The following is a 23361-nucleotide window of genomic DNA, read 5'->3' on the forward strand; positions in this document are numbered from 1 at the left end:
ATATCAATTCTGACTGATCCACCGCCTTCGCGAGCAAGCCCGCTCCCACAGGGTCATGTGTTGTGTTGGGGAGCGTTACAACCCCGCCAGATGCACCACCAGTTTGACGATGCCAAACAGCGTCAGGGCGAAGATCACCGTGAAGACGATGCCCAATATCACGAAGTGACTCGGCTTGCCGTGGGTGAAGTCACGGGCGCGGTTTTTGCCGCTCTGCACGCCGAAAGCGGCAGCCAGTACGCTGTGCATCATCTGCCACAGGGTCGGCGGCTTGTTGTCGACTGGATCGTCCATAAATCCCTCGTCTGCCATGGGTTTGGAACAAGCATAGACAACCCGCGAAAAAAGATCGCAGGCTTCGCCAGCGCCTACAGGGGTACACCAATACCCGTAGAAGCTGCCGCAGGCTGCGATCTTTTTGTCCGACGCAATCCTACTAGTTGTCGTAACCCAAATTCGGCGCCAACCAGCGCTCCGTCACGCTCAAGTCCTGACCTTTGCGCGCGGTATAGCTCTGGACCTGATCCTTGTCGATCTTGCCCACGGCGAAGTATTGCGCCTGGGGATGGGCGAAATACCAACCGCTGACGGCTGCCGCCGGGAACATGGCGTAATGCTCGGTGAGGAACACGCCGCTACGTCCGGCCTTCAGTTCGCTGGCCGTGGGGTCGAGCAGGCGGAACAAGGTGGCCTTCTCGGTATGATCCGGGCAGGCCGGGTAGCCGGGGGCAGGGCGGATGCCGGTGTACTGCTCTTTGATCAGGGCGTCGTTGTCCAGGCTTTCGTCCTTGGCGTAGCCCCAATGTTCCTTGCGCACCTGCTGGTGCAGCCATTCGGCGCAGGCCTCGGCCAAGCGGTCGGCCAGAGCCTTGACCATGATCGAGTTGTAGTCGTCGCCGGCTTCCTGGTAGGCCTTGGCGACTTCTTCGGCGCCGATGCCGGCGGTGGTGATGAAGCCGCCCACGTAGTCGGTCACGCCGCTGTCCTTGGGCGCGACGAAGTCGGCCAGGGAGAAGTTCGGTTTGCCGTCGGTCTTGATGATCTGCTGGCGCAGGTGATGCAAGCGGGCCAGTAGCTTGCCATCCTCGCCATAGACTTCCAGATCGTCGTCATGCACCTGGTTGGCCGGCCAGAAGCCGAACACCGCGCGGGCGCTGATGAGTTTCTCGTCGATGAGCTTGCGCAGCATCGCCCGGGCATCGGCGTACAGCGCGGTGGCTGCTTCGCCGACCACTTCGTCGGTGAGGATGCGCGGGTACTTGCCGGCCAGGTCCCAGGAAATGAAGAACGGTGTCCAGTCGATGTATTCGGCCAGGACGTTGAGGTCGATATCCTCCAGTACCCGGGCGCCGGTAAAGGTCGGCTTGACCGGCTGGTAGCTGCTCCAGTCGAACTGCGGTTTCTTCGCCACGGCGGCCGGGTAGCTCAGGCGTTCGGTACGGGCGCTGCGGTTGGCGGTGCGCTCGCGAACGTCGATGTACTCCAGGCGGGTTTTCTCGACGAAGGCTGGCTTGAGTTCCTTGGACAGCAACTGGGTGGCCACGCCCACGGCGCGCGAGGCATCGGTGACGTAGATCACCGCGTCGTTGCTGTACTTGGGTTCGATCTTCACCGCCGTATGGGCTTTGGAGGTCGTGGCGCCACCGATCATCAGGGGCAGGTGAAAATCCTGGCGCTGCATCTCGCGGGCCACATGCACCATCTCGTCCAGGGACGGAGTGATCAGGCCGGACAGGCCGATGATGTCGCACTTCTGCTCCTTGGCGACTTGGAGGATTTTCTCCGCTGGCACCATCACGCCCAGGTCGACCACGTCATAGCCGTTGCAACCGAGCACCACGCCGACGATGTTCTTGCCGATGTCATGGACGTCGCCCTTGACCGTGGCCATCAGGATCTTGCCCTTGGCTTCGGGCTTGTCGCCTTTTTCCGCCTCGATGAAGGGAATCAAATGGGCCACGGCCTGCTTCATCACCCGGGCGGATTTCACCACCTGGGGCAGAAACATTTTGCCGGCGCCAAACAGGTCGCCGACGATGTTCATGCCGGCCATCAACGGGCCTTCGATGACTTCGATCGGGCGGGCGAAGGACTGGCGAGACTCTTCGGTATCTTCGACGATGTGCGTGGTGATGCCTTTGACCAGCGCATGCTCCAGGCGCTTGTTCACTTCCCAGCCACGCCACTCTTCGGTTTCAGCTTCCTTGACGCTGCCGTCGCCCTTGTACTTGTCGGCAATGGCGAGCAGGGCGTCGGTGCCTTCAGGCGTGCGGTTGAGGATCACGTCTTCCACCGCGTCGCGCAGTTCCACCGGGATCTGGTCGTAGATCTCCAGTTGGCCGGCGTTGACGATGCCCATGGTCAGGCCCGCGCGGATTGCATACAGCAGGAACACCGAATGAATCGCCTCGCGCACCGGGTTGTTGCCGCGGAACGAGAAGGATACGTTGGACACGCCACCGGAGGTCAGCGCATAGGGCAGTTCGTCGCGGATGTAGGCGCAGGCGTTGATGAAATCCACGGCATAGTTGTTGTGCTCTTCGATGCCGGTGGCGACGGCGAAGATGTTCGGGTCAAAGATGATGTCTTCCGGCGGGAAACCGACTTCATTGACCAGGATGTCGTAGGAACGCTTGCAGATTTCCTTCTTGCGCGCTTCGGTGTCGGCCTGGCCGGCTTCGTCGAAGGCCATCACCACCACAGCGGCGCCATAGCGTTTGCACAGCTTGGCGTGATGGATGAACTGCTCGACGCCTTCCTTCATGCTGATGGAGTTGACGATGCCCTTGCCCTGGATGCACTTGAGGCCCGCTTCGATCACTTCCCATTTCGAGGAGTCGATCATGATCGGCACCCGGGAAATGTCCGGCTCGCCGGCAATCAGATTGAGGAAGGTCACCATGGCCTTCTTCGAATCGAGCATGCCCTCGTCCATGTTGATGTCGATCACCTGCGCGCCGGCCTCGACCTGCTGCAGGGCCACTTCCAGGGCTTCGGTGTAATTGTCTTCGCGGATAAGGCGGGCGAACTTGGCCGAACCGGTGATGTTGGTCCGCTCGCCGACGTTGACGAACAAGGAGCTGCGATCGATGGTGAACGGTTCCAGGCCCGACAGGCGGCAAGCCCGCGGGATCTCCGGAATCTGCCGCGGTGCATAGCCGGCCACGGCCTTGGCGATGGCTTCGATGTGCGCCGGGGTGGTGCCGCAGCAGCCGCCGACGATGTTCAGGAAGCCGCTCTGGGCAAACTCTTCGATGACCTTGGCGGTGTCCACCGGCAGTTCATCGTATTCACCGAATTCATTGGGCAGCCCGGCGTTCGGGTGCGCCGATACGTGGGTGCTGGCCTTGTTCGACAGTTCTTCGAGGTACGGGCGCAGTTCGCTGGCACCGAGGGCGCAGTTCAACCCAACGGAAATCGGCTTGGCGTGAGCGACGGAGTTCCAGAAGGCTTCGGTGGTCTGGCCGGACAGGGTGCGGCCGGACGCGTCGGTGATGGTGCCGGAGATCATGATCGGCAGTTCGACGCCTAATTCCTCGTACACCCCTTGCACGGCGAAAATCGCTGCCTTGGCATTGAGCGTGTCAAAAATGGTTTCGATGAGGATCAGGTCGGCGCCACCTTCGATCAGGCCTTTGGTGGCCTCGGTGTAATTCTCCACCAGTTCGTCGAAGGTCACGTTGCGATAGCCGGGGTTGTTCACGTCTGGCGACAGCGAGCAGGTGCGGCTGGTCGGGCCCAGCACGCCGGCGACGAAGCGCGGCTTGTCCGGGGTTTCCAGGGTCTTGGCGTCGGCGACTTTTCGGGCCAGGCGCGCGCCTTCCAGGTTCAGCTCGTAGGCCAGGCCCTGCATGCCGTAGTCGGCCTGGGACACCTGGGTGGCGTTGAAGGTGTTGGTTTCCAGAATGTCGGCACCGGCATCCAGGTAGGCTTTCTCGATGGCGCCGATCACATCCGGGCGGCTCAGTACCAGCAAATCGTTGTTGCCCTTGACGTCGCTCGGCCAGTCGGCGAAACGCTTGCCGCGATAGTCCTGTTCCTCAAGCTTGTAGCTCTGGATCATCGTGCCCATGCCGCCGTCGAGGATCAGAATGCGTTCCTTGAGGGCTTGCTGGAGAAGATAAAGGCGAGCGCTGCGATCGGACATAGGACTACCTGGAAAAAGACCATTACGAAGGCGGGGATGATAGCAAACCTGTGCAGGATTTGATCATGGGTGGCTTTTGCATGAATATCGCTCATGTTTGCAAGGCGTTGCCGGGCCGGTAGAATCGCCGGACTATCTCTTAGGGACCCGAGACATGCCGTACCGCGTCTTATTCGGCAGTCTGTTGCTGCTGTTGTCTTTTAACTCAGCGGCAAAGGATCCCGCCCCGGCGATTTCCTACACTCGCGACATCCAACCGATCTTCACGGAAAAATGCGTGGCCTGCCACGCCTGCTACGACTCCGCCTGCCAGTTGAATCTGGGCAGTGGCGAAGGCGTAGCCCGCGGCGCGAGCAAACTGTCGGTGTACGACGGCGAGCGGCGCCAGGCCGCTGACCCGACCCGCTTGTTCTATGACGCCTCTGGCCCGCAGGCGTGGCAGCGCATGGGTTTCTATTCCGTGCTCGATGCCCAGGGCAGTCAGGCCGCGTTGATGGCGCGCATGCTTGAGCTGGGGCATCGCACGCCGCTGCAGCCTAACGCCAAGCTGCCGGAGGAAATCGTGCTGGGCCTGAACCGTGACAACAGTTGCCCGATGCCAGGGCAATTCGACGAGTATGCTGGCGCGCATCCCAAGGAAGGCATGCCCCTAGCGGTCACGGGCCTGACCGACCAGCAATATCAGACCTTGCAGCGCTGGCTGGCCGCAGGTGCACCCATCGATCAGCAGGCGCTGGCGCCGAGCGCCGCCGAAGCCTTGCAGGTGGTGCAGTGGGAAAACCTGCTCAACGCCCCCGGCGCCCGGGAAAGCCTGGTGGGCCGGTGGCTGTTCGAGCACTGGTTTCTGGCGCACATTTATTTCAAGGATGGCGAGCCGGGGCATTTCTTCCAGTGGGTACGTTCGCGCACGCCTACCGGCCAGCCAATCGACCTGATCAACACCCGCCGCCCGAACGATGACCCCGGCACCCGCGTGTACTACCGGCTCTGGCCGGTGCAAGGGGTGATCGTGCACAAGACCCATATCACCTACGGCTTGAGCGCGGCGAAAATGGCGCGGATCAAGAGCCTGTTCTACAGCGGCCGATGGCAGGTCACTGCGTTGCCAGGGTACGGGCCGGAGCGCCGGGCCAATCCGTTCTCCACCTTCGAAGCGATCCCGGCCCAGGCCCGCTATCAGTTCATGCTCGATAACGCCGAGTATTTCGTGCGCACCTTTATCCGCGGCCCGGTTTGCCGGGGCCAGATCGCCACGGACGTGATTCGCGACAACTTCTGGGCGCTGTTCCAGGCCCCCGAACATGACCTGTACATCACCGACCCGAACTATCGCGGCCAGGCCACGCCGTTGCTGGCGATGCCTGGGCAGAATGACGACGTGGGCAGCGTCCTGAGCCTGTGGCTGGACTACCGGGACAAGCGCAACGAGTACGAAGCCTTGCGTCGCGACAACTACGCCGACCTGCCGGCGCCCAGTTGGTCGACGCTGTGGGCCGGTAACGACAATGCCTTGCTGAGCATTTTTCGGCATTTCGACAGTGCTTCCGTCACCAAGGGCCTGATTGGCGAGGTGCCGCAGACGATGTGGCTGTTCGACTTTCCGTTGCTGGAGCGCACGTATTATCAGTTGGCGGTGAACTTCGACGTGTTCGGCAACGTGTCCCACCAGGCCCAGACCCGATTGTATTTCGACCTGATTCGCAACGGTGCGGAGCAGAACTTCCTGCGCCTGATGCCAGCTGATTCCCGCGAGGACTACCTCAACGATTGGTATCAGTCGGGCGGAAAATTCAAGATGTGGCTTGATTACGAGGCCATCGACGACGACAAACCGACGGCCCTCATACTCGACGAGCGTGACCCCAAGCGTGACTTCGCCCGGCAATTGCTGCTCCGTTACGGCGACTTGGACGCCCGGCCCGATCCGATCAACCGTTGCGACGGCGCCTATTGCTCGCGCCCGAACATTGACCTGGCTCTGCAGAACGCCGAACAGGCCCTCAGTCGTCTGGTTTCGCGACCGGCGGCGGGTCTGAGCGTCATCCATCAGTTGCCGGAAGCGACCCTGCTGCGCGTCGAAACCGTCAGCGGTCGCCGTGAGGTTTACAGCCTGCTGCGCAACCGCGCTCACAGTAACGTGGCATTTTTGCTGGGCGAGGCGCTGCGATACCAGCCGGGGCTGGACACCTTGACAGTCTATCCGGGCGTGCTCAGCAGCTATCCGAACTTCATGTTCAACATCCCCGCCGAGCAGGTTCCGGCCTTTGTCGACGCCATGGAAAGCGCCCGGGACGGGCAGGCGTTCGAGCGGATTGTCGAGCGTTGGGGGATCAGGCGCAGTCATCCGCAGTTCTGGCAGTACTTCCACGACCTGAGCCGGTATATCCAGGAGACGGAGCCACTGGAGACCGGCGTGCTGGACATAAACCGTTACCAGAATCTCTGACCAGGATAATCGGGCGCTTTCCCGACAAAAATACTAGGACTTTGTCCGGCGCGATGATTGGCGTAAACTGCCGACAAGCCTGCGAGGAGTTTCCATGACCGCCATTACCATTACCGATGCCGCCCACGATTACCTGGCTGACCTGCTGTCCAAGCAGAATACCCCAGGTATCGGGATCCGCATCTTCATCACCCAGCCCGGCACCCAGTACGCTGAAACCTGCATTGCCTACTGCAAGCCGGGGGAAGAGAAACCTGAAGACACCGCGCTGGGGCTCAAGAGCTTCACCGCCTACATCGACTCGTTCAGCGAAGCGTTCCTGGACGATGCGGTGGTCGACTACGCCACCGACCGCATGGGCGGCCAGCTGACCATCAAGGCGCCGAACGCCAAGGTGCCGATGGTCAACGCCGACAGCCCGGTCAACGAACGCATCAATTATTACCTGCAAACCGAAATCAATCCGGGGCTGGCCAGTCACGGCGGCCAGGTTTCGCTGATTGACGTAGTGGAAGACGGCATCGCCGTGCTCCAGTTCGGCGGCGGCTGCCAGGGCTGCGGCCAGGCCGACGTGACCTTGAAGGAAGGCATCGAGCGCACCTTGCTCGAGCGTATCCCGGAGCTCAAGGGTGTGCGCGACGTGACCGACCACACGCAGAAAGAAAACGCCTACTACTGATTGTGGCGAGGGGATTTATCCCCGTTGGGGCCGAGAAGGCCCCATCGATTATCTGACATATCGCAAACGAGATCTGGGGCTGCTGCGCAGCCCAACGGGGATAAATCCCCTCGCCACAAAAACTGCGTCAGACATGGACTTTGCGAATACCTGCTCCACAGGGGGAGGTTGATTCTTACTGATCGGGTCAGGGCCTGTAGAGATGCGCATGCCCGGCGCGGTACAGCGACGACTCACTGAACACATCATTGCCCAGCACACGCCCCACCAGGATCAGCGCCGTGCGCCGAAAGCCCTTGGCCTGGACCTTTTCGGCAATATCAGCCAGCGTACCCACCACCCAATCCTGATCCGGCCATGTCGCCCGGTGAATCACCGCGATCGGGCAATCCGCGCCGTAGTGGGGCAGCAGTTCGCTGACGATTTTTTCCAGATGATTGACGCCCAGGTGAATCGCCATGGTTGCCCCGTGCTGCGCCAGGCTGCCCAGTTCTTCGCCGGCGGGCATCGCGGTTTTGTCCGCGTAGCGGGTGAGGATCAGGCTTTGGGACACGTCCGGCAAGGTCAGTTCGGTGCCCAGCAGGGCGGCGCAGGCTGAGGTCGCGGTCACACCGGGGATGATCTCGAACGGGATGCCCAGTTCCCGCAGGCAGCGAATCTGCTCGCCAATGGCGCCGTACAGGCTCGGGTCGCCGGAGTGCACCCTGGCCACGTCCTGGCCCTTGAGATGAGCAGCCTTGATCAACTCGATAATCTGCTCCAGGTGCAGCTCGGCGCTGTTGATCACCTGTTCGGCGCTGTGGCCTTCCAGCACGGCTGTGGGCACCAGGGAGCCGGCGTAGATGATCACCGCGCAGCTGCGGATCAGTCGCTGGCCTTTGACAGTGATCAGTTCCGGGTCGCCAGGGCCGGCGCCAATGAAATAAACGGTCATGACCGGTTCCTAAAGGTGAGTGGGCGACCCTTTGAATGAAGATCGCTCATGATCCAGGGCGCGAATTATCGGGGTTTACGACGTGACCGCCAATGCCAGCGTGGCGCTTGGGGTCTTTTGGCGAGGAATCAGCAGCGTCGCAGGCGTTGCGCCCAACCGGTCGGCCAGCGCCAGGGCGGCGCTTTCGGCGACGCCATAGCAACCGGTGTGCTCAAACGCGATTTCAGAGCGGTGACTGAGCCGCTGCTGATAGCTGGACAACTGCCCGGCATTGAAGCAGGTCAGCGGCAACTTCAGTTGCTCGGCCAGTTCCAGCAGACCCGGCTCGTCACGCTTGAGGTCAATACTGGCCAAGGCGCGAACCCGGGAGAGCTCAATGCCATGCGCCAGCAAGGTCTGATCAAGCAATGCCCGCAATGTGCTGGCCGGGCAGCCGCGTTGACAGCCCAGGCCGACCACCAGGATCGGCCCGGCGCTCATGCGTCGTGGTGAGCCTGGTCGCCGCGACGGAACAACCATGCGCTAACCAGGCCCAAGGCCAGCCAGAACGCGACGTTGGTCACTTGCGAGGCGAGCTTGAATTGGCTTTCAAGTGCTTCGGGCGCCAGCATCGAGTGGACCTCAGGCTGCGGTGCGCCGATAACATGGGGCACCAGCAAGGTCGCCACGCCCAGCAATTTGAGCAACCAATGCCTGCCAAAGACCATCAGGGCGATGCCCACCGCCGTGGACGCCGCCGTACCGATCCACCACATTTGTCGCTGGGCCAGATCGGCCGCGGCCGTACCGGGCAACTCCGGTGGCAGGCCAAGGGTCGGCGCCAGAACGAAGGTGGCATAACCGGCCAGCCCCCAGAGCAAGCCTTGGGACGTGCGGGTGGGCGCACGCAAGGTGTACAAGCCCGCTAACATCAGGGCAAAACCCACCGCGACCACCAGATTGCCGCCGGTGGTGGAGAGCACTCGCTGCCAACCGTCTTCCGGCTCCCACGCTTCGCCGTCATGGGCATGAGCAACCCCGGCAGCGTGTTCATGGACCTCGGTAGTCGGTGCGCTTTCGAAGGTTTCGGCCTGCAGAATCAGCGGCGATACCCAGAAACTCTGGAGGAGGGTCAGCAGCAGGGCGGCCAGCAACCCGCTGAAACCGGCAGTTTGGGCGATACGCTTGATCATGTCATCAGGTCTCAATGGCACGGGAATGCGGCGCTGTGGCGGGTGTCGTGGGCCGCGTTGTGCACCGCTTCGATGTGGGAGAAACCGGCGAAATAGACCAGACCCGCGCCGAGGATCGAGGCGAAAATCGCTGCGCTCAGGCGCTGGCTCAGGGTTGTGGAACTGCTGGCGGTACGGGCGGTGCTGCTGATGGTCGACATGGCGCTTCCCTATGGTCTTGTCATCGGGTGAAGCGAGCGCAATGAAACCCCGGGCACAAGCCCGCCAAGGTTCGAACAGCGCCCGCCCACCGCGGGTTTGTTGATGCATGAGTCATGGGCCGGTCTCCGGGCTCGCGAGGGGCAGGGCTTGTGCCTGGCCGACAAGCGTCACCTTCCCATGCCGTGAGGCACAGTGGCTCTGACGCTTCTCTCGCTTACCGTTGCGGGGGCAGCACCGGACTGACGTGGCCTTGAAGTAAAGCACACGATTCACCGGTTTCCCGTTTCACCCTGTGAAGGGCACCCGTAACTAGGCGCACAGGAGAGCATGGGCGGGGGCGGGGCGTCAATTGGCATGGATTATCGGCCTGGCACCGAGTTGCGCCTTTCGCGAGCAAGCCCGCTCCCACACTGGATCTTCGCCGGGCCCAAAACTTGAGGCCAATGCAGATCCAATGTGGGAGCGGGCTTGCTCGCGAAGGCGGCAGCACATGCACCACCGAACTCTCTGGAGATTGACCCGCCCCCACACCCTGCGTAGCCTTGCGCCTTCGAGGTTCTTCGGCTTTGGTCGAAGCTAAGAAGGGAACGCGGTCCAAGCCGCGGCTGCCCCCGCAACTGTGAACGGTGATGTTGCTGCAAGGCCACTGTGCATGCTCTTTTACCAAGGGTGCACGGGAAGGCGCAGCCACTGCCAGTCGAATGACTGGCCCGCCGTCAGCCAGGAGACCTGCCTCGACACAGATTCTCACTACAACCGGGCGGGGTGATCCGGTGGCGAAATCTTCCGCGTGCGCCCATGCGTGCGGGTTGTCGTCCCGTTTGCCCGCCACCTTGCCAAAGGGCATCCGATGAAAACACTGGCCAAACTCCCTGTCACCATCGTCACCGGTTTCCTCGGGTCGGGTAAAACCACCTTGCTGCGGCACATGCTCGACAACGCCCAGGGCCGCCGCATCGCCGTGATCGTCAACGAATTCGGTGAACTGGGCATCGACGGCGAGATCCTCAAGCAGTGCTCGATCGGCTGCACCGAAGAAGAAGCCAGCGGTCGCGTCTATGAATTGGCCAACGGTTGCCTGTGCTGCACCGTACAGGAAGAGTTTTTCCCGGTGATGCGCGAGTTGGTGGCGCGGCGCGGTGACCTTGACCACATCCTCATCGAAACTTCCGGCCTGGCCCTGCCCAAACCGCTGGTCCAGGCTTTCCAGTGGCCGGAAATCCGTAGCGCTTGCACTGTCGATGCGGTGATCACCGTGGTCGACAGCCCGGCCGTGGCCGCCGGCACGTTCGCCGCGTTCCCGGACCAGGTCGATGCCCAGCGCAAACTTGACCCGAATCTGGACCATGAATCACCGCTGCACGAGCTGTTCGCCGATCAACTGGCGAGCGCCGACCTGGTGATCCTCAACAAAGCCGACCTGATCAGCCCTGAAGACCTGGCCAAGGTGCGCCTGGAAGTGGCCGAGGAGCTGCCGCCGGCGGTCAAGGTCATCGAAGCCAGTAGCGGTCGCCTGCCCCTGGAAGTGCTGATCGGCCTGGGCGCTGGCTCCGAGGAGCACATCGACAGCCGCCACAGCCATCACGACCATCACCATGACGGCGACGATGACGACCACGATCACGACGCCTTCGATTCCATTTCCATCGAGCTGCCCCAGGCCGACGAAAGCCTGCTGCTGGACGCGCTGACTCAACTGGTGGTCCAGCACGGCGTGCTGCGGGTCAAGGGGTTCGCGGCAATTCCCGGCAAGCCGATGCGTTTGCTGATCCAGGGCGTGGGCACGCGCTTCGACAAACATTTCGACCGCCAGTGGGGCGCCGATGAAACGCGGGTGACCCGCCTGGTGCTGATCGGCCAAGCGCTGGATGCAGGGCTGCTCGAAGCGCAATTGCGCGCCGCCCTCAGCGTCTAAGCCATGCACCTGCTCAGGACCCAGCCCGGCGGATTCGTGTCGGACGACAACATTGCCGATCTCGGACAGACCCCCGCCGAGCTGGTGATCCTGTGCAGCGGCGACTCCAGCCTGGCGTTGCTGGCCGAAGCGGCGCGGCAGTTGCCCGACGACTACCCGCAGTTTCGCCTCGCCAACCCGATGCAGGTGCAGAACCACGCCTCGGTGGATCTGTATTTCGACGACGTGTTGCGTCACGCCAAGGTCATCCTGCTCTCCCTGCATGGCGGCATCGGTTATTGGCGCTATGGCATTGAACGCCTGATGGAACTGGCCGGGCGTGGGGTGAAGCTGATCCTGGTGCCGGGGGACGATCGACCGGACCCGGAACTCAGCGACTTGAGCAACGTGCCCAATGAGGATCGGGACCGTCTCTGGCAGTTCCTGCGCCAGGGTGGTTTGGGCAATGCCCTGGATCTGTTCCATAACCTGGCCAGCCAATGGTTCGCTCGCGACTATCCTTGGGGTGAACCCCAAGCCCTGCCGCGTACGGCGATCTACCATCCGCAAACAACCAACGCCACCCTGAGCGATTGGCAACGCGACTGGCGGGCCGAGCAGCCGGTGGCGGCGGTCCTGTTTTATCGCTCTCACCTGCAAGCGGCGAACACGGCGTTCATCGACGTGTTTTGCCAGCGCCTGCAAGCGGCGGGGCTCAATCCCTTGCCCATTGCCGTGGCGAGCCTCAAGGAGCCCGGTTGCCTGGCCATGGTCGAAGACTGGCTGGATGAGGTGGCGGCGGGGGTGATCCTCAACACCACCGGCTTCGCCCAATCGAGCCCCGAAGCGCCGCACGTGCGACCGTTTCGCCGCAATATTCCGGTGATCCAGGCGATCTGCGCCCAGGACAACGAGCCTGGCTGGCGCGCCAGTGAGCAAGGCCTGGGCCCGCGGGATCTGGCGATGCACATTGCCCTGCCGGAACTGGACGGGCGGATCATCAGTCGCCCCATCAGTTTCAAGGACCTGGCCTGGCGCAGCGAGCGTAGCCAGAGCGATGTGGTCTGCTACCGGGCCGTGCCCGAGCGCATGGATTTTGTCGCTGAGTTGGCGTGGCGCTGGACCACCCTGGCGTGCCTGCCCAATTCGCAGAAGCGGGTGGCGCTGATCCTCGCCAACTACCCGACCCGGGATGGGCGCATCGGTAACGGCGTCGGCCTGGACACCCCGGCCGCGGCGGTGAATATCCTGCGGGCCATGCAGGCCGAGGGCTACCCGCTGCCGGCCGAACTGCCGGCGAGCGGCACTGCGCTGATCCAGCAGTTGCTCGGTGGGGTCAGCAATGATCTGGACAGCCTCGACCTGCGTCCGTGTCACCAGAGCCTGGCCCTCGACGCCTACCAGGCCATGTTCGACGCGCTGCCCGAGGCCAATCGCCAAGCAGTGCTGGAGCGCTGGGGCGCGCCCGAACAGGATCCGATGTTCCGCGATGGCCGGCTGATGATTGCTGGCGTGCGCCTGGGCCTGACGTTTGTCGGTATCCAGCCGGCCCGGGGTTACCAAGTCGACCCGAGTGCCGTTTACCACGACCCGGACCTGGTGCCGCCCCATGGCTACCTGGCGTTTTATTTCTGGCTGCGGCACACCTACGGCGTCCACGCGCTGATTCATGTCGGCAAGCACGGCAACCTCGAATGGCTGCCGGGCAAGGGCGTCGGGCTGTCGGAAAACTGCTGGCCGGATGCGCTGCTGGGACCGTTGCCGAACATCTATCCGTTCATCGTCAATGACCCGGGCGAGGGCGCCCAGGCCAAGCGTCGCACCCAGGCTGTGATCATCGATCACTTGATGCCGCCGCTGACCCGGGCCGAAACCTATGGGCCGCTGCGTAACCTTGAACTGTTGGCTGACGAATACTACGAAGCGCAACTGCTCGACCCCCGCCGCGCCCGGGAATTGCAGCGAGACATTCTGAACCTGGTGCGCGAAACCCACATCGACCGCGAGTTGCAACTGGACGGCGACGCTGACGTTGCCATCTGGCTGCCGCGCCTGGACACCTACCTGTGCGATCTGAAGGAGTCGCAGATCCGCGACGGCCTGCACATTTTCGGCGAGTCACCTACCGCACGGTTGCGCATCGACACCTTGCTGGCGTTGCTGCGCATTCCTCGGGGCGATGGCAAGGGCGCGCAGTCCAGTTTGCTGCGGGCGCTGGCCAAGGCCTTCGCGTTGGGTTTCGATCCGCTGGATTGTGCGCTGGCCGAACCCTGGACCGGCGCTTGTCCTGACGCCTTGCGTCGTATCAGCGGCGAACCTTGGCGTACTGCTGGCGATACTCGGGAGCGTTTGGAATTGTTCGCCGGGCAATTGATCGAGCAGGCGCTGGAAGGGGTGGTCGAGCAACTTCAGGCGCCGGGTTGGGAGACGGTGAACAGCATTATTGAAAACCTGCGCGGCGTCGTGGCGCCGCGTCTGGACGCCTGCGGCCCGGCGGAAATCCGCGGTTTGCTCGATGCCTTGAGCGGGCGCTTCGTACCGGCCGGCCCCAGCGGTGCGCCCAGTCGCGGACGCCTGGATGTGCTGCCCACCGGGCGCAACTTCTTTTCGGTGGACGTGCGCAACCTGCCCACCACCACCGCGTGGCGCATCGGTTTTCAGTCGGCGAACCTGATCCTCGAACGGCACTTGCAGGACCACGGTGATCACCTGCGCCAGCTCGGTCTGTCGGTGTGGGGCACCGCCACCATGCGCACCGGCGGCGACGACATCGCCCAGGCCATGGCGTTGATGGGCGTGCGGCCGGTGTGGGCCACGGGCAGCCAGCGAGTCGACGATTTCGAGATACTGCCGTTGAGCCTGCTGGACCGGCCGCGGGTCGATGTCACGCTGCGGGTCTCCGGGTTCTTCCGGGACGCCTTTGCCAATCTGATCCGGCTGTTCGATGCGGCGGTGCAGGCCGTCGCCGCCCTCGACGAACCGGACGACATGAATCCTTTGGCGGCGAAGGTGCGCAGCGAGCGCCAGGCCCTGTTGGAGTCGGGCCTTGAACCCGAGGTCGCGGCCCGTCAGGCCGGCTGGCGGATTTTCGGCGCCAAGCCCGGCGCCTACGGCGCGGGTGTGCAGGGTGCCATCGACGGCCGCCTGTGGCAGAGCCGCGAAGACCTGGCGCAGGTCTACCTGAATTGGGGCGGCTACGCCTACGGCGCCGGCGATGAAGGCACTGCCGCCCGGGAGCAGTTTTCCCGGCGCTTGAGCCAGGTGCAGGCGGTGTTGCAGAACCAGGACAATCGCGAACACGACCTGCTCGATTCCAATGATTACTACCAGTTCCAGGGCGGCATGCTGGCGGCGGTGGAGACCCTTGGCGGCGAAACGGCGGCCAGTTACCACGGCGATCACAGCCAGCCGGACTTGCCCAAGATCCGCACGCTGAAAGAAGAGCTCAACCGAGTGATTCGTTCCCGGGCGGCCAATCCGAAGTGGATCGACGGGGTCAAGCGCCACGGCTATAAAGGTGCGTTTGAACTGGCGGCGACGGTGGACAACCTGTTCGCCTTCGACGCCACCACGCAGTTGATCGACGATCACCAGTACGCCTTGCTGGCCGAGGCTTATCTGCTGGACCCGGACACCCGGGACTTCGTCCGCCAGCACAACCCTGATGCCCTGCGCGACATGACCGAGCGCATGCTCGAAGCGCAGCAGCGAGGGATGTGGCAGGAGCCTGGGGAGTATCGTGAGGCGCTGGAGAACTTGTTGTTGGACATCGAGGAGGATGGCTGATTGTCTAGCCAGCCGGCCATGCGCAGAACTTGTGGCGAGGGGATTTATCCCCGCTGGGCTGCGAAGCGGCCCCACAAGATCAACCCGGTAGAACTGACACACCCGAGCTGCGGGGGATCGCTTCGCGATCCAGCGGGGATAAATCCCCTCGCCACAAAGATTTTCTCCAAACCGACCTTACCGACCACCTTTGAGAATCGACCATGACCCACACCCCCCATTTCCCACTCTGCGCCGTGGTCGGGGCCGATGACCTGAAACTGGCCCTGTGCCTGGCGGCGATCGATCCGAAAATCGGCGGTGTGCTGATCGAAGGCCCGCGTGGCATGGCCAAGTCCACCCTGGCTCGAGGCCTGGCGGATCTGCTGGCCAGTGGTCAGTTCGTCACCTTGCCCCTGGGCGCCACCGAGGAACGTTTGGTGGGCACCCTGGATCTGGACGTGGCCCTGGGGGAAGGGCGCGCGCAGTTCTCTCCCGGCGTGCTGGCCAAGGCCGACGGTGGCGTGTTGTATGTCGATGAAGTGAACCTGCTGCCTGATCATCTGGTGGACCTGTTGTTGGACGTGGCCGCCAGCGGCACCAACCTGATCGAGCGCGACGGTCTCTCACACCGGCATCCGGCGTGTTTTGTATTGATCGGCACCATGAACCCGGAAGAAGGTGAATTGCGTCCGCAGTTGCTCGACCGTTTCGGCCTGAACGTGGTCTTGGACGGTCACACCGCACCTGTCGAGCGCGGGCAGATCATTCGTCGCCGGCTGGATTTCGACAGCGATCCGGCAGCGTTCTGCGCGGAGTGGGAACCGACCCAGCAGCAGTTGCGCGAACGCTGCCAGCAGGCTCGCGACTGGTTGATGCAGATTCCTCTGGATGACCAGGCGTTGGCGCAGATCACCGAGCGCTGTTTTGCCGCCGGGGTCGATGGTTTGCGCGCCGACCTGGTCTGGCTGCGGGCCGCCCGGGCTCATGCTGCGTGGCGCGGGGCGGAGGCCATTGGGGCTGAAGACATTGATGCGGTTGCCGAGTTTGCCTTGCGTCATCGCAGGCGTGAGCCTTCGGCCCCTGCGCCGTCCCAGGCGCCGCCAGCCACCGCCGATCAAACCGCCAGGCCCGACGAAGGTCAGGGTCAGTGGGGTGATCTGGCGGCCCGGGCATTGCCCACCGGTGCTCGGCGTGATGTGCCGAGCTGGCCAAAAAAGCCCTAGGCATTCGCCCCCGTTCGCCCGCGGGGGCGAATGCCAGACCCCGTGCGGGACGCTTGGATCAGGGGCGCCAGGGCCGCAGCAAAGTGGCGGCCAGCGGTGCGGTGAACTGGCCAGGCACCTTGCTGATGGGGCGTCCACGTCTGCGTGAAGACCTGCGCTTTCACGAGCGCCATCGTTCGCCCCATGAGCTATGGCTGGTCATCGTTGACGCCTCGGCCTCGACGCGGCGTCATCAAGCCTTGAGCGATGGCAAAGGCCTGCTGGCGCAGCTGTTCGATGACGCCTACCGCCAACGCGCCCGGCTGGCGCTGCTGACGGCCAGCGGCAGCGCACCGGCCTGGCAGGTGCAAGGGCTCAAGGCCTCGGCCGGGCTACGGGACTGGCTTGACGGGCTCGGCGCCGGCGGTGGCACGCCGTTACTGGCAGCGCTGAACGAGGCCGGACGCTGGTTGACGGTCCGGCGCAAGCGCTACCCGGCGGAGCAACAGCGGGTGTTGCTGATGACCGATGGGCGAGTCAAAGGGCAGCTGTCACTGCCGTCTCTTGATTGCCCATGCCTGTTGATCGACATCGAACGCGGCCCGATTCGCCTGGGCCGGGCCCGGCAATTGGCGGGGCAGTTGGGGGCGCAGTATCGGCATATTGATGAGGTGGTTTGAGTGCGCGGTGTCTGGCCGGACGCCTTCGCGAGCAAGCCCGCTCCCACACGGGTTCTGCGGTGTTCACGAATTATCTGTTTACAGAGATAAAATGTGGGAGCGGGCTTGCTCGCGAAGGCATCACCTCGGTCCCGGATCTGCCCCCTCAACCCGGATCACTGCTCTATGCTCAGGCAGTCCCTCACAGGAGTGAACCATGCGCGTACTTGTCACCAACGCCCAGGACGATTTTCGGGTCAAGGCCTATGCTGGCACTAACGGTGTGTTGCTCGCCATGGACCTGGCCGAGCCCCGGCGCAAAGGGTTGCTCGGCTTTGCCATCGAAAAGCAGCACGGCGTCAAGCCCTGGCTGTTCCTGTTCAACAGCCTGACCTTCCCCGACAAGGTGCACACGTTCCCGCAGTTTCGCGCTACGCCGAGCGATAAGGCACCGTTGCAGAAATTTCGCTGGGCCGACTACGCCATCAACCCCGGCGTGGCCATTCACTACCGTGTGCACTTGGCCTATGGCAGCCCTGACGCGCCGCAACTGGGCGAATCACTTGAGGTGTCAGTGACCAGTGACGATGGTCGGCCCAGCAACCAGGGGGTCATCTTCAACCGTGCCGTGGCCGCCAGCCAGGCCTTCCAGCGCAAATTTCCCGAGTTGGACGCGTTGATCGACGCCAACAAAAACCTGTCCATCGATGACTGGCCCGACGCGCCGCGCCGCTGGCTGGAAAATGGTCTGCTGGGACGCTTGACCGGTTTCATCGACCGGGCCTTGAACGCCAATTGGGCCCTGGACGTTGCGATTTATGAATATGAGCTGCCGGTGATCGTCGCGTCTGTGAACGCAGCGTTCGCACGGGGCGCGCGGGTCCGAGTGCTGTACCACGCCGAGCCGGGAGACGACGGCACATTGCGCAACGAAGCCAGCCTCGCAGCATTGCCGGCGGCCAACAAGCGCGGGCGCGTCACGCACAATATTTTCCACGACAAGTTCATTGTACTGAGCAAGGTCGACGACACCGGCTCATTACACCCCGAGGCCGTGCTGTGCGGCAGTACCAATTTCACCGCCAATGGCGTTTACCGCCAGGCCAACGTTATTCATGTGCTGGACGACCCGCAGGTGAGCGACAGCTATCGCCAGGTGTTCGAGCAAATCTGGGCCGCACCACAGGACGTGGGGGCCACGCGCCAGTGGATCAACCGGAACAACCCCATGGCCCCCGAGAAGCCATTGTTCACCGGCTTCTCGCCGCGTACCGGAGAGGGTGACCTGGATCGTTTCGTCGATATCATCAATGGCGCTCGAAAAGACCTGCTATTTGTCACCGCCTTCGCCTTGCCCGACCGGATCCTCGATGCCTTGCTCGGCCAACCCAACGACGACGTGCTGCGTTACGGCCTGCAGAACACCACCAGCCGCATCACTGGCTTTCATGCCGACCGCACCGCCGAATTTGCCGCCACCGCGCTGCTCAATACCGGCCTGGAGGGCTGGCTCAGGGAAAACATGAAAGGCCAGAAAGGCAATCTGCTGGTGCACACCAAAGCGGTCGTCACCGACTTCACCAGCGACACGCCGACCATCATCAGCGGCAGCCACAACCTGAGCGCCGCGGCCAGCAGCGGCAACGACGAGAACTACCTCATCATCCAGGGCGACACCGACCTGGCCGACCGCTACGGGCTTGAGTTGCTGCGCTTCTATGAGCATTACCGCTTTCGCTATTTCGCAAAAAAACTGGCGCTCAAGCAGGTCAAGCCGCTAGCAGTGGATGACAGCTGGACGGACGATTATTACCGCGAGGGGGATTTGCGGAAGTTGTCCAGAGTGAGGTTTTGCGGACGCTAGGTGCAGTAAGTTATCCAGTGGTAGCATGAAGCCACTCATCGGCCAGGAAGCTTTCATGAACCTCTGTCACGGAAGGTCCGGCTTACTTCGCCCCAGCATCGCGATTCTATTGTTGGCCCTTTGCACTTCTGCCATGGCCGCCAATAAACCGTGTTCTGGACGCAAGGGCGGTATTGCCGGGTGTGATGGCGACACTTTCCTGTGTAACGACGGCTCCATCAGCGCTTCGAAGAAATCCTGTTCTGCTGAACTGGGGCTACGGAGCGAGACTCGGCCGCAGTCATTGTTCAAAAAAACCGACGGTTGCCAGTGCGGCAGCGGTAATTATTGCGTCGGGCCCCGAGGCGGGGTCTATTGCCTCACACCTGGTGGGAGCAAAAGTTACAAACGCAAATAGAGCGATGATTTGCATGTCCAGGACCATCATCGATCAATTGTGGAAGCGAGCCTGCTCGCGATAGCGTCAGGTCATTTTGCATCAACATTAACTGAGACTCCGCCATCGCGAGCAGGCTCGCTCCCACAGGGTGTCTGCAACCTAAGCCACACGGCTCCGTTTTAGTGCGCGAAAGTATCGTTGGCACCCTATATGGGGCCTTGCTACCCGGATGCTGTAGCCAACAGTAGCAGTGCCTGCGCAGGTGCTCGCGCCACCCTCGATATGTTCGCGCTTGCCATCCTTCTGATTTCATTAGCTTTCTATTTTCCTTATCCATATACCACCTTCCTGTGGCACACTTTCTGCTGTCTATTCCGTTGTTACATACCAAGTTCCGGTATAGCGGAATAAACTGACTCAGGAGTGCTTGCCATGCATCGCCGACCTTCCTTGTTCAAAGCGTGTGTTTTTATCTTCGCGGCCACGACGGCTGCCATGGGTGTCGCTCAAGCGGCGGACAGCAAGCTTGATAGCGTGCTGCAGCGCGGCAAATTGATCGTCGGCACGGGCAGCACCAATGCGCCGTGGCACTTCCAGGGAGCGGATGGCAAGTTGCAGGGTTTTGATATCGACATCGCGCGGATGGTCGCCAAGGGCCTGTTCAATGACCCGGAAAAAGTCGAGTTTGTGGTGCAGTCGTCCGATGCGCGCATTCCGAACCTGTTGACCGACAAGGTCGACATGAGCTGCCAGTTCATCACCGTCACCGCCAGTCGCGCCCAACAAGTGGCGTTTACCCTGCCGTACTACCGTGAAGGGGTGGGCCTGCTGCTGCCAGCCAACAGCAAGTACAAGGAAATCGAAGACCTCAAGGCCGCCGGCGATGACGTCACCGTGGCCGTGTTGCAGAACGTCTACGCTGAAGAGCTGGTGCATCAGGCACTGCCCAGCGCCAAGGTCGATCAGTACGACAGCGTCGATCTGATGTATCAGGCGGTGAACTCCGGCCGCGCCGACGCCGCCGCCACCGACCAGTCTTCGGTCAAATACCTGATGGTGCAGAATCCCGGTCGCTATCGCAGCCCGGCCTATGCCTGGAGTCCACAAACCTACGCCTGCGCGGTCAAGCGCGGCGACCAGGACTGGCTGAACTTCGTCAATACCACCCTGCATGAAGCCATGACCGGTGTGGAATTCCCCACCTATGCGGCATCGTTCAAGCAATGGTTTGGCGTTGAGCTGCCGTCGCCGGCCATCGGTTTCCCCGTTGAGTTCAAATGATCCCGTGAGCCCGGGGCGTCCTTTGAAGGCGCCCCGTTGAAGGTACTGCCAACCATGAATTATCAGTTGAACTTTGCCGCCGTCTGGCGCGATTTCGACACCTTGCTGGCGGGGCTCGGCCTGGGGCTTTCCCTGGCGCTGGTGTCCATCGCCATCGGTTGCGTGATTGGCCTGCTGATGGCCTTCGCGCTGCTGAGCAAGCACCGAGCGTTGCGGGTGCTGGCTTCGGTCTATGTCACGGTGATCCGCAATACGCCGATCCTGGTGCTGATCCTGCTGATCTACTTCGCGTTACCAAGCCTGGGTATTCGCCTGGACAAAATCCCCTCATTCGTCATCACGCTCTCGCTGTATGCCGGGGCCTATCTGACCGAAGTGTTCCGGGGCGGGCTGTTGAGCATTCACAAGGGCCAGCGTGAAGCGGGGCTGGCCATCGGTTTGGGCGAGTGGCAAGTGAAGGCCTACGTCACCGTGCCGGTGATGCTGCGCAACGTGTTGCCGGCCTTGTCGAATAACTTCATTTCGCTGTTCAAGGACACCTCATTGGCGGCAGCGATTGCCGTGCCGGAGCTGACCTATTACGCCCGCAAGATCAACGTGGAAAGCTACCGGGTCATTGAAACCTGGCTGGTGACCACGGCCCTGTATGTCGCGGCCTGTTACCTCATTGCCATGCTGTTGCGCTATTTCGAGCAGCGCCTGGCGATCCGCCGTTAGGAGTGTTCCATGTACGAATCCCCCAGTTGGTTGCATGAGTTGTGGGTCGCCCGGGAGACGCTGTGGGCCGGGTTCCTGACCAGCGTGCAGTGCTCGGTGCTGGCGATTTTGTTAGGCACGCTGATCGGCCTGTTCGCCGGGCTGGTGCTGACTTACGGCCGCTTCTGGATGCGCGCGCCGTTTCGTTTCTACGTCGACGTGATTCGCGGCACTCCGGTGTTCGTGTTGGTGCTGGCCTGTTTCTACATGGCCCCGGCCCTGGGCTGGCAGATCGGCGCATTCGAGGCCGGTGCCCTGGGCCTGACACTGTTTTGCGGCTCCCATGTGGCCGAGATCGTGCGCGGCGCCTTGCAGGCCTTGCCCCGTGGACAGATGGAAGCGAGCCAGGCCATCGGCCTGACGTTCTTCCAGGCGCTGGGTTATGTGCTGTTGCCCCAGGCGCTGCGGCAGATCTTGCCGACCTGGGTCAATTCTTCCACCGAAATCGTCAAGGCTTCGACCCTGTTGTCGGTGATCGGCGTCGCTGAACTGCTGCTCAGCACCCAGCAGATCATCGCCCGGACCTTCATGACCCTGGAGTTTTACCTGTTCGCCGGTTTTCTCTTTTTCATTATCAACTACGCCATCGAATTGCTCGGGCGGCACATTGAAAAGCGGGTGGCTTTGCCATGACTGACGTTTCGAATCTCTCCAATACGGGGCTCTCCAACACCGAACCCTCCAACACCCAACCGCTGCTGGACATTCGCGGTCTGCGCAAACAATACGGCCCGGTGGAAGTGCTCAAGGGTGTGGACCTGAGCATGCAGCGCGGCAATGTGGTCACCCTGATCGGCTCCAGCGGCTCGGGTAAAACCACGCTGCTGCGTTGCGTGAACATGCTCGAAGAATTCCAGGGCGGGCAGATCGTGCTCGATGGCGAGGCCATCGGCTACGACGAGGTGGACGGCAAGCGCGTGCGCCACCCGGAGAAAGTCATCGCCCGGCACCGGGCCATGACCGGCATGGCCTTCCAGCAATTCAACCTGTTCCCTCATTTGACGGCGTTGCAGAACGTCACCCTGGGCCTGCTCAAGGTGAAAAAACTGCCCAAGGACCAGGCCGTGGCCCTGGCCGAGAAATGGCTGGAGCGGGTCGGCCTGCTGGAGCGGCGCGATCATTTTCCGGGTCAGTTGTCCGGCGGCCAGCAGCAGCGTGTGGCGATAGCCCGGGCGATTGCCATGAACCCCAGCCTGATGCTGTTCGACGAAGTGACCTCGGCCCTGGATCCGGAACTGGTGGGCGAAGTGCTGAACGTGATCAAGGGCCTGGCCGAAGACGGCATGACCATGCTGCTGGTGACCCACGAAATGCGCTTTGCCTTCGAGGTGTCCGACAAAATCGTGTTCATGAACCAGGGTCGCATCGAAGAGCAGGGCCCGCCGAAGGAACTGTTCGAACGGCCGCAGTCGCCGCGGCTGGCTGAATTTCTCAAGAACACCCGTTTTTAATTCTATTGAACCTTTGATGGCTACAAGCAAGGAGAAACACCCATGAGCATTACGCGCTACGGCACCGGCAGCACCGCAGGCGGCGGCCAGCCACGACCCTTCGCCCGGGCCGTGGAGGCCGACGGCTGGCTGCACGTGTCCGGTCAGGTGCCGGCGGTGAACGGCGAGATTATTGTCGGCGGGATCGTCGAGCAGACCCACCAGACTATGAAGAACCTGATCGCGATTCTTGAAGAGGCCGGTTATGGCCTTGAAGATGTGGTGCGCTGCGGCGTATGGCTGGAAGATCCGCGGGACTTCTGGAGTTTCAACAAAGTATTTGGCGAATACTTCAGCCCCGAACATGCCCCGGCCCGGGCCTGCGTGCAGGCCAATATGATGGTTGATTGCAAGGTCGAGATCGATTGCATCGCCTACAAGAAAAAGGCCTGACTTCATAAAGGCTGGCATTCTAGGCTTGTGTGGCGAGGGAGCTTGCTCCCGCTGGACTGCGCAGCAGGCCCAATAAGCGACTGCTGCGCAGCCGAG

At 62.3% G+C, this 23361-nt stretch carries 19 protein-coding genes and 2 riboswitches; of the genes, 13 read left to right on the plus strand and 6 right to left on the minus strand.

What is annotated here, in order from left to right; all coding sequences use genetic code 11:
- Positions 1–75 precede the first annotated feature (75 nt).
- Together AAIS01_RS25470 and metH are read right to left on the minus strand one after the other, a co-directional pair.
- On the minus strand, positions 76–294 hold the full coding sequence (locus tag AAIS01_RS25470) for a DUF2970 domain-containing protein (protein WP_343471236.1): 219 nt from the start codon (positions 292–294) through the stop codon (positions 76–78).
- 142 nt (positions 295–436) lie between these two features.
- Positions 437–4147 carry a methionine synthase gene (gene metH, locus AAIS01_RS25475; protein WP_343471237.1) on the minus strand — a complete coding sequence of 1237 codons (3711 nt, stop codon included), beginning with the start codon at positions 4145–4147 and terminating at the stop codon, positions 437–439.
- 154 nt (positions 4148–4301) lie between these two features.
- Here metH and AAIS01_RS25480 point away from each other — a divergent pair, with 154 nt between their 5' ends.
- On the plus strand, positions 4302–6593 hold the full coding sequence (locus AAIS01_RS25480; RefSeq protein ID WP_343471238.1) for a fatty acid cis/trans isomerase: 2292 nt from the start codon (positions 4302–4304) through the stop codon (positions 6591–6593).
- Between the two features lie 94 nt (positions 6594–6687).
- Positions 6688–7272: a Fe-S biogenesis protein NfuA gene (nfuA, locus tag AAIS01_RS25485; protein WP_003182850.1), complete on the plus strand. Its 585-nt coding sequence runs from the start codon at positions 6688–6690 to the stop codon at positions 7270–7272.
- Between the two features lie 187 nt (positions 7273–7459).
- On the opposite strand, the gene cobM is transcribed toward nfuA, so the two are convergent.
- From cobM to AAIS01_RS25505, 4 genes are all read right to left on the minus strand, one after another.
- On the minus strand, positions 7460–8206 hold the full coding sequence (gene cobM / locus AAIS01_RS25490) for a precorrin-4 C(11)-methyltransferase (protein WP_343471239.1): 747 nt from the start codon (positions 8204–8206) through the stop codon (positions 7460–7462).
- 75 nt (positions 8207–8281) lie between these two features.
- Complete coding sequence (locus AAIS01_RS25495) at positions 8282–8686, minus strand: cobalamin biosynthesis protein (protein ID WP_343471240.1); 405 nt, start codon at positions 8684–8686, stop codon at positions 8282–8284.
- Entirely contained in the window at positions 8683–9378 is a 696-nt protein-coding gene (locus AAIS01_RS25500) for a CbtA family protein (protein ID WP_343471241.1), read from the minus strand. The genes AAIS01_RS25495 and AAIS01_RS25500 overlap by 4 nt, the downstream gene beginning before the upstream one ends.
- Before the next feature lie 11 nt (positions 9379–9389).
- A complete protein-coding gene (locus AAIS01_RS25505) occupies positions 9390–9578 on the minus strand; it encodes a CbtB domain-containing protein (protein ID WP_047227828.1) in 189 nt (62 codons plus the stop codon).
- A 100-nt stretch (positions 9579–9678) separates the two neighbouring features.
- Positions 9679–9901: riboswitch (cobalamin riboswitch) on the minus strand.
- A 214-nt stretch (positions 9902–10115) separates the two neighbouring features.
- A riboswitch (cobalamin riboswitch) is annotated at positions 10116–10330 on the plus strand.
- Between the two features lie 99 nt (positions 10331–10429).
- Between AAIS01_RS25505 and cobW the strand changes: the two genes are divergently transcribed.
- The 11 genes from cobW (at position 10430) to AAIS01_RS25560 (ending at position 23265) form a co-directional block, all read left to right on the plus strand.
- A complete protein-coding gene (gene cobW, locus AAIS01_RS25510) occupies positions 10430–11494 on the plus strand; it encodes a cobalamin biosynthesis protein CobW (RefSeq protein WP_343471242.1) in 1065 nt (354 codons plus the stop codon).
- Positions 11495–11497: 3 nt separating this feature from the next.
- Positions 11498–15259, plus strand: a complete 3762-nt coding sequence (cobN, locus tag AAIS01_RS25515) for a cobaltochelatase subunit CobN (RefSeq protein WP_343471243.1) — start codon at positions 11498–11500, stop codon at positions 15257–15259.
- A gap of 203 nt (positions 15260–15462) precedes the next feature.
- Complete coding sequence (locus AAIS01_RS25520; protein WP_343471244.1) at positions 15463–16464, plus strand: magnesium chelatase ATPase subunit I; 1002 nt, start codon at positions 15463–15465, stop codon at positions 16462–16464.
- Positions 16465–16565: 101 nt separating this feature from the next.
- Entirely contained in the window at positions 16566–17123 is a 558-nt protein-coding gene (locus tag AAIS01_RS25525) for a vWA domain-containing protein (protein ID WP_343471248.1), read from the plus strand.
- Positions 17124–17319: 196 nt separating this feature from the next.
- Entirely contained in the window at positions 17320–18966 is a 1647-nt protein-coding gene (locus tag AAIS01_RS25530) for a phospholipase D-like domain-containing protein (RefSeq protein WP_343471245.1), read from the plus strand.
- A 55-nt stretch (positions 18967–19021) separates the two neighbouring features.
- The gene (locus tag AAIS01_RS25535; RefSeq protein ID WP_343471249.1) at positions 19022–19363 is read left to right on the plus strand and encodes a YdcA family protein; all 342 of its coding nucleotides are present in this window, start codon (positions 19022–19024) and stop codon (positions 19361–19363) included.
- 414 nt (positions 19364–19777) lie between these two features.
- Positions 19778–20626: a transporter substrate-binding protein gene (locus AAIS01_RS25540; RefSeq protein ID WP_343471246.1), complete on the plus strand. Its 849-nt coding sequence runs from the start codon at positions 19778–19780 to the stop codon at positions 20624–20626.
- A gap of 54 nt (positions 20627–20680) precedes the next feature.
- Positions 20681–21343, plus strand: a complete 663-nt coding sequence (locus AAIS01_RS25545; protein ID WP_092396075.1) for an amino acid ABC transporter permease — start codon at positions 20681–20683, stop codon at positions 21341–21343.
- Between the two features lie 9 nt (positions 21344–21352).
- Positions 21353–22015: an amino acid ABC transporter permease gene (locus AAIS01_RS25550; RefSeq protein WP_047227835.1), complete on the plus strand. Its 663-nt coding sequence runs from the start codon at positions 21353–21355 to the stop codon at positions 22013–22015.
- Complete coding sequence (locus AAIS01_RS25555) at positions 22012–22833, plus strand: amino acid ABC transporter ATP-binding protein (protein WP_343471247.1); 822 nt, start codon at positions 22012–22014, stop codon at positions 22831–22833. The genes AAIS01_RS25550 and AAIS01_RS25555 overlap by 4 nt, the downstream gene beginning before the upstream one ends.
- A gap of 42 nt (positions 22834–22875) precedes the next feature.
- On the plus strand, positions 22876–23265 hold the full coding sequence (locus tag AAIS01_RS25560) for a RidA family protein (RefSeq protein WP_047227837.1): 390 nt from the start codon (positions 22876–22878) through the stop codon (positions 23263–23265).
- The last annotated feature ends 96 nt before the right edge of the window (positions 23266–23361 follow it).

Origin of the sequence: Pseudomonas halotolerans, from assembly GCF_039581215.1 — a bacterium.
Taxonomy (GTDB): domain Bacteria; phylum Pseudomonadota; class Gammaproteobacteria; order Pseudomonadales; family Pseudomonadaceae; genus Aquipseudomonas; species Aquipseudomonas tehranensis.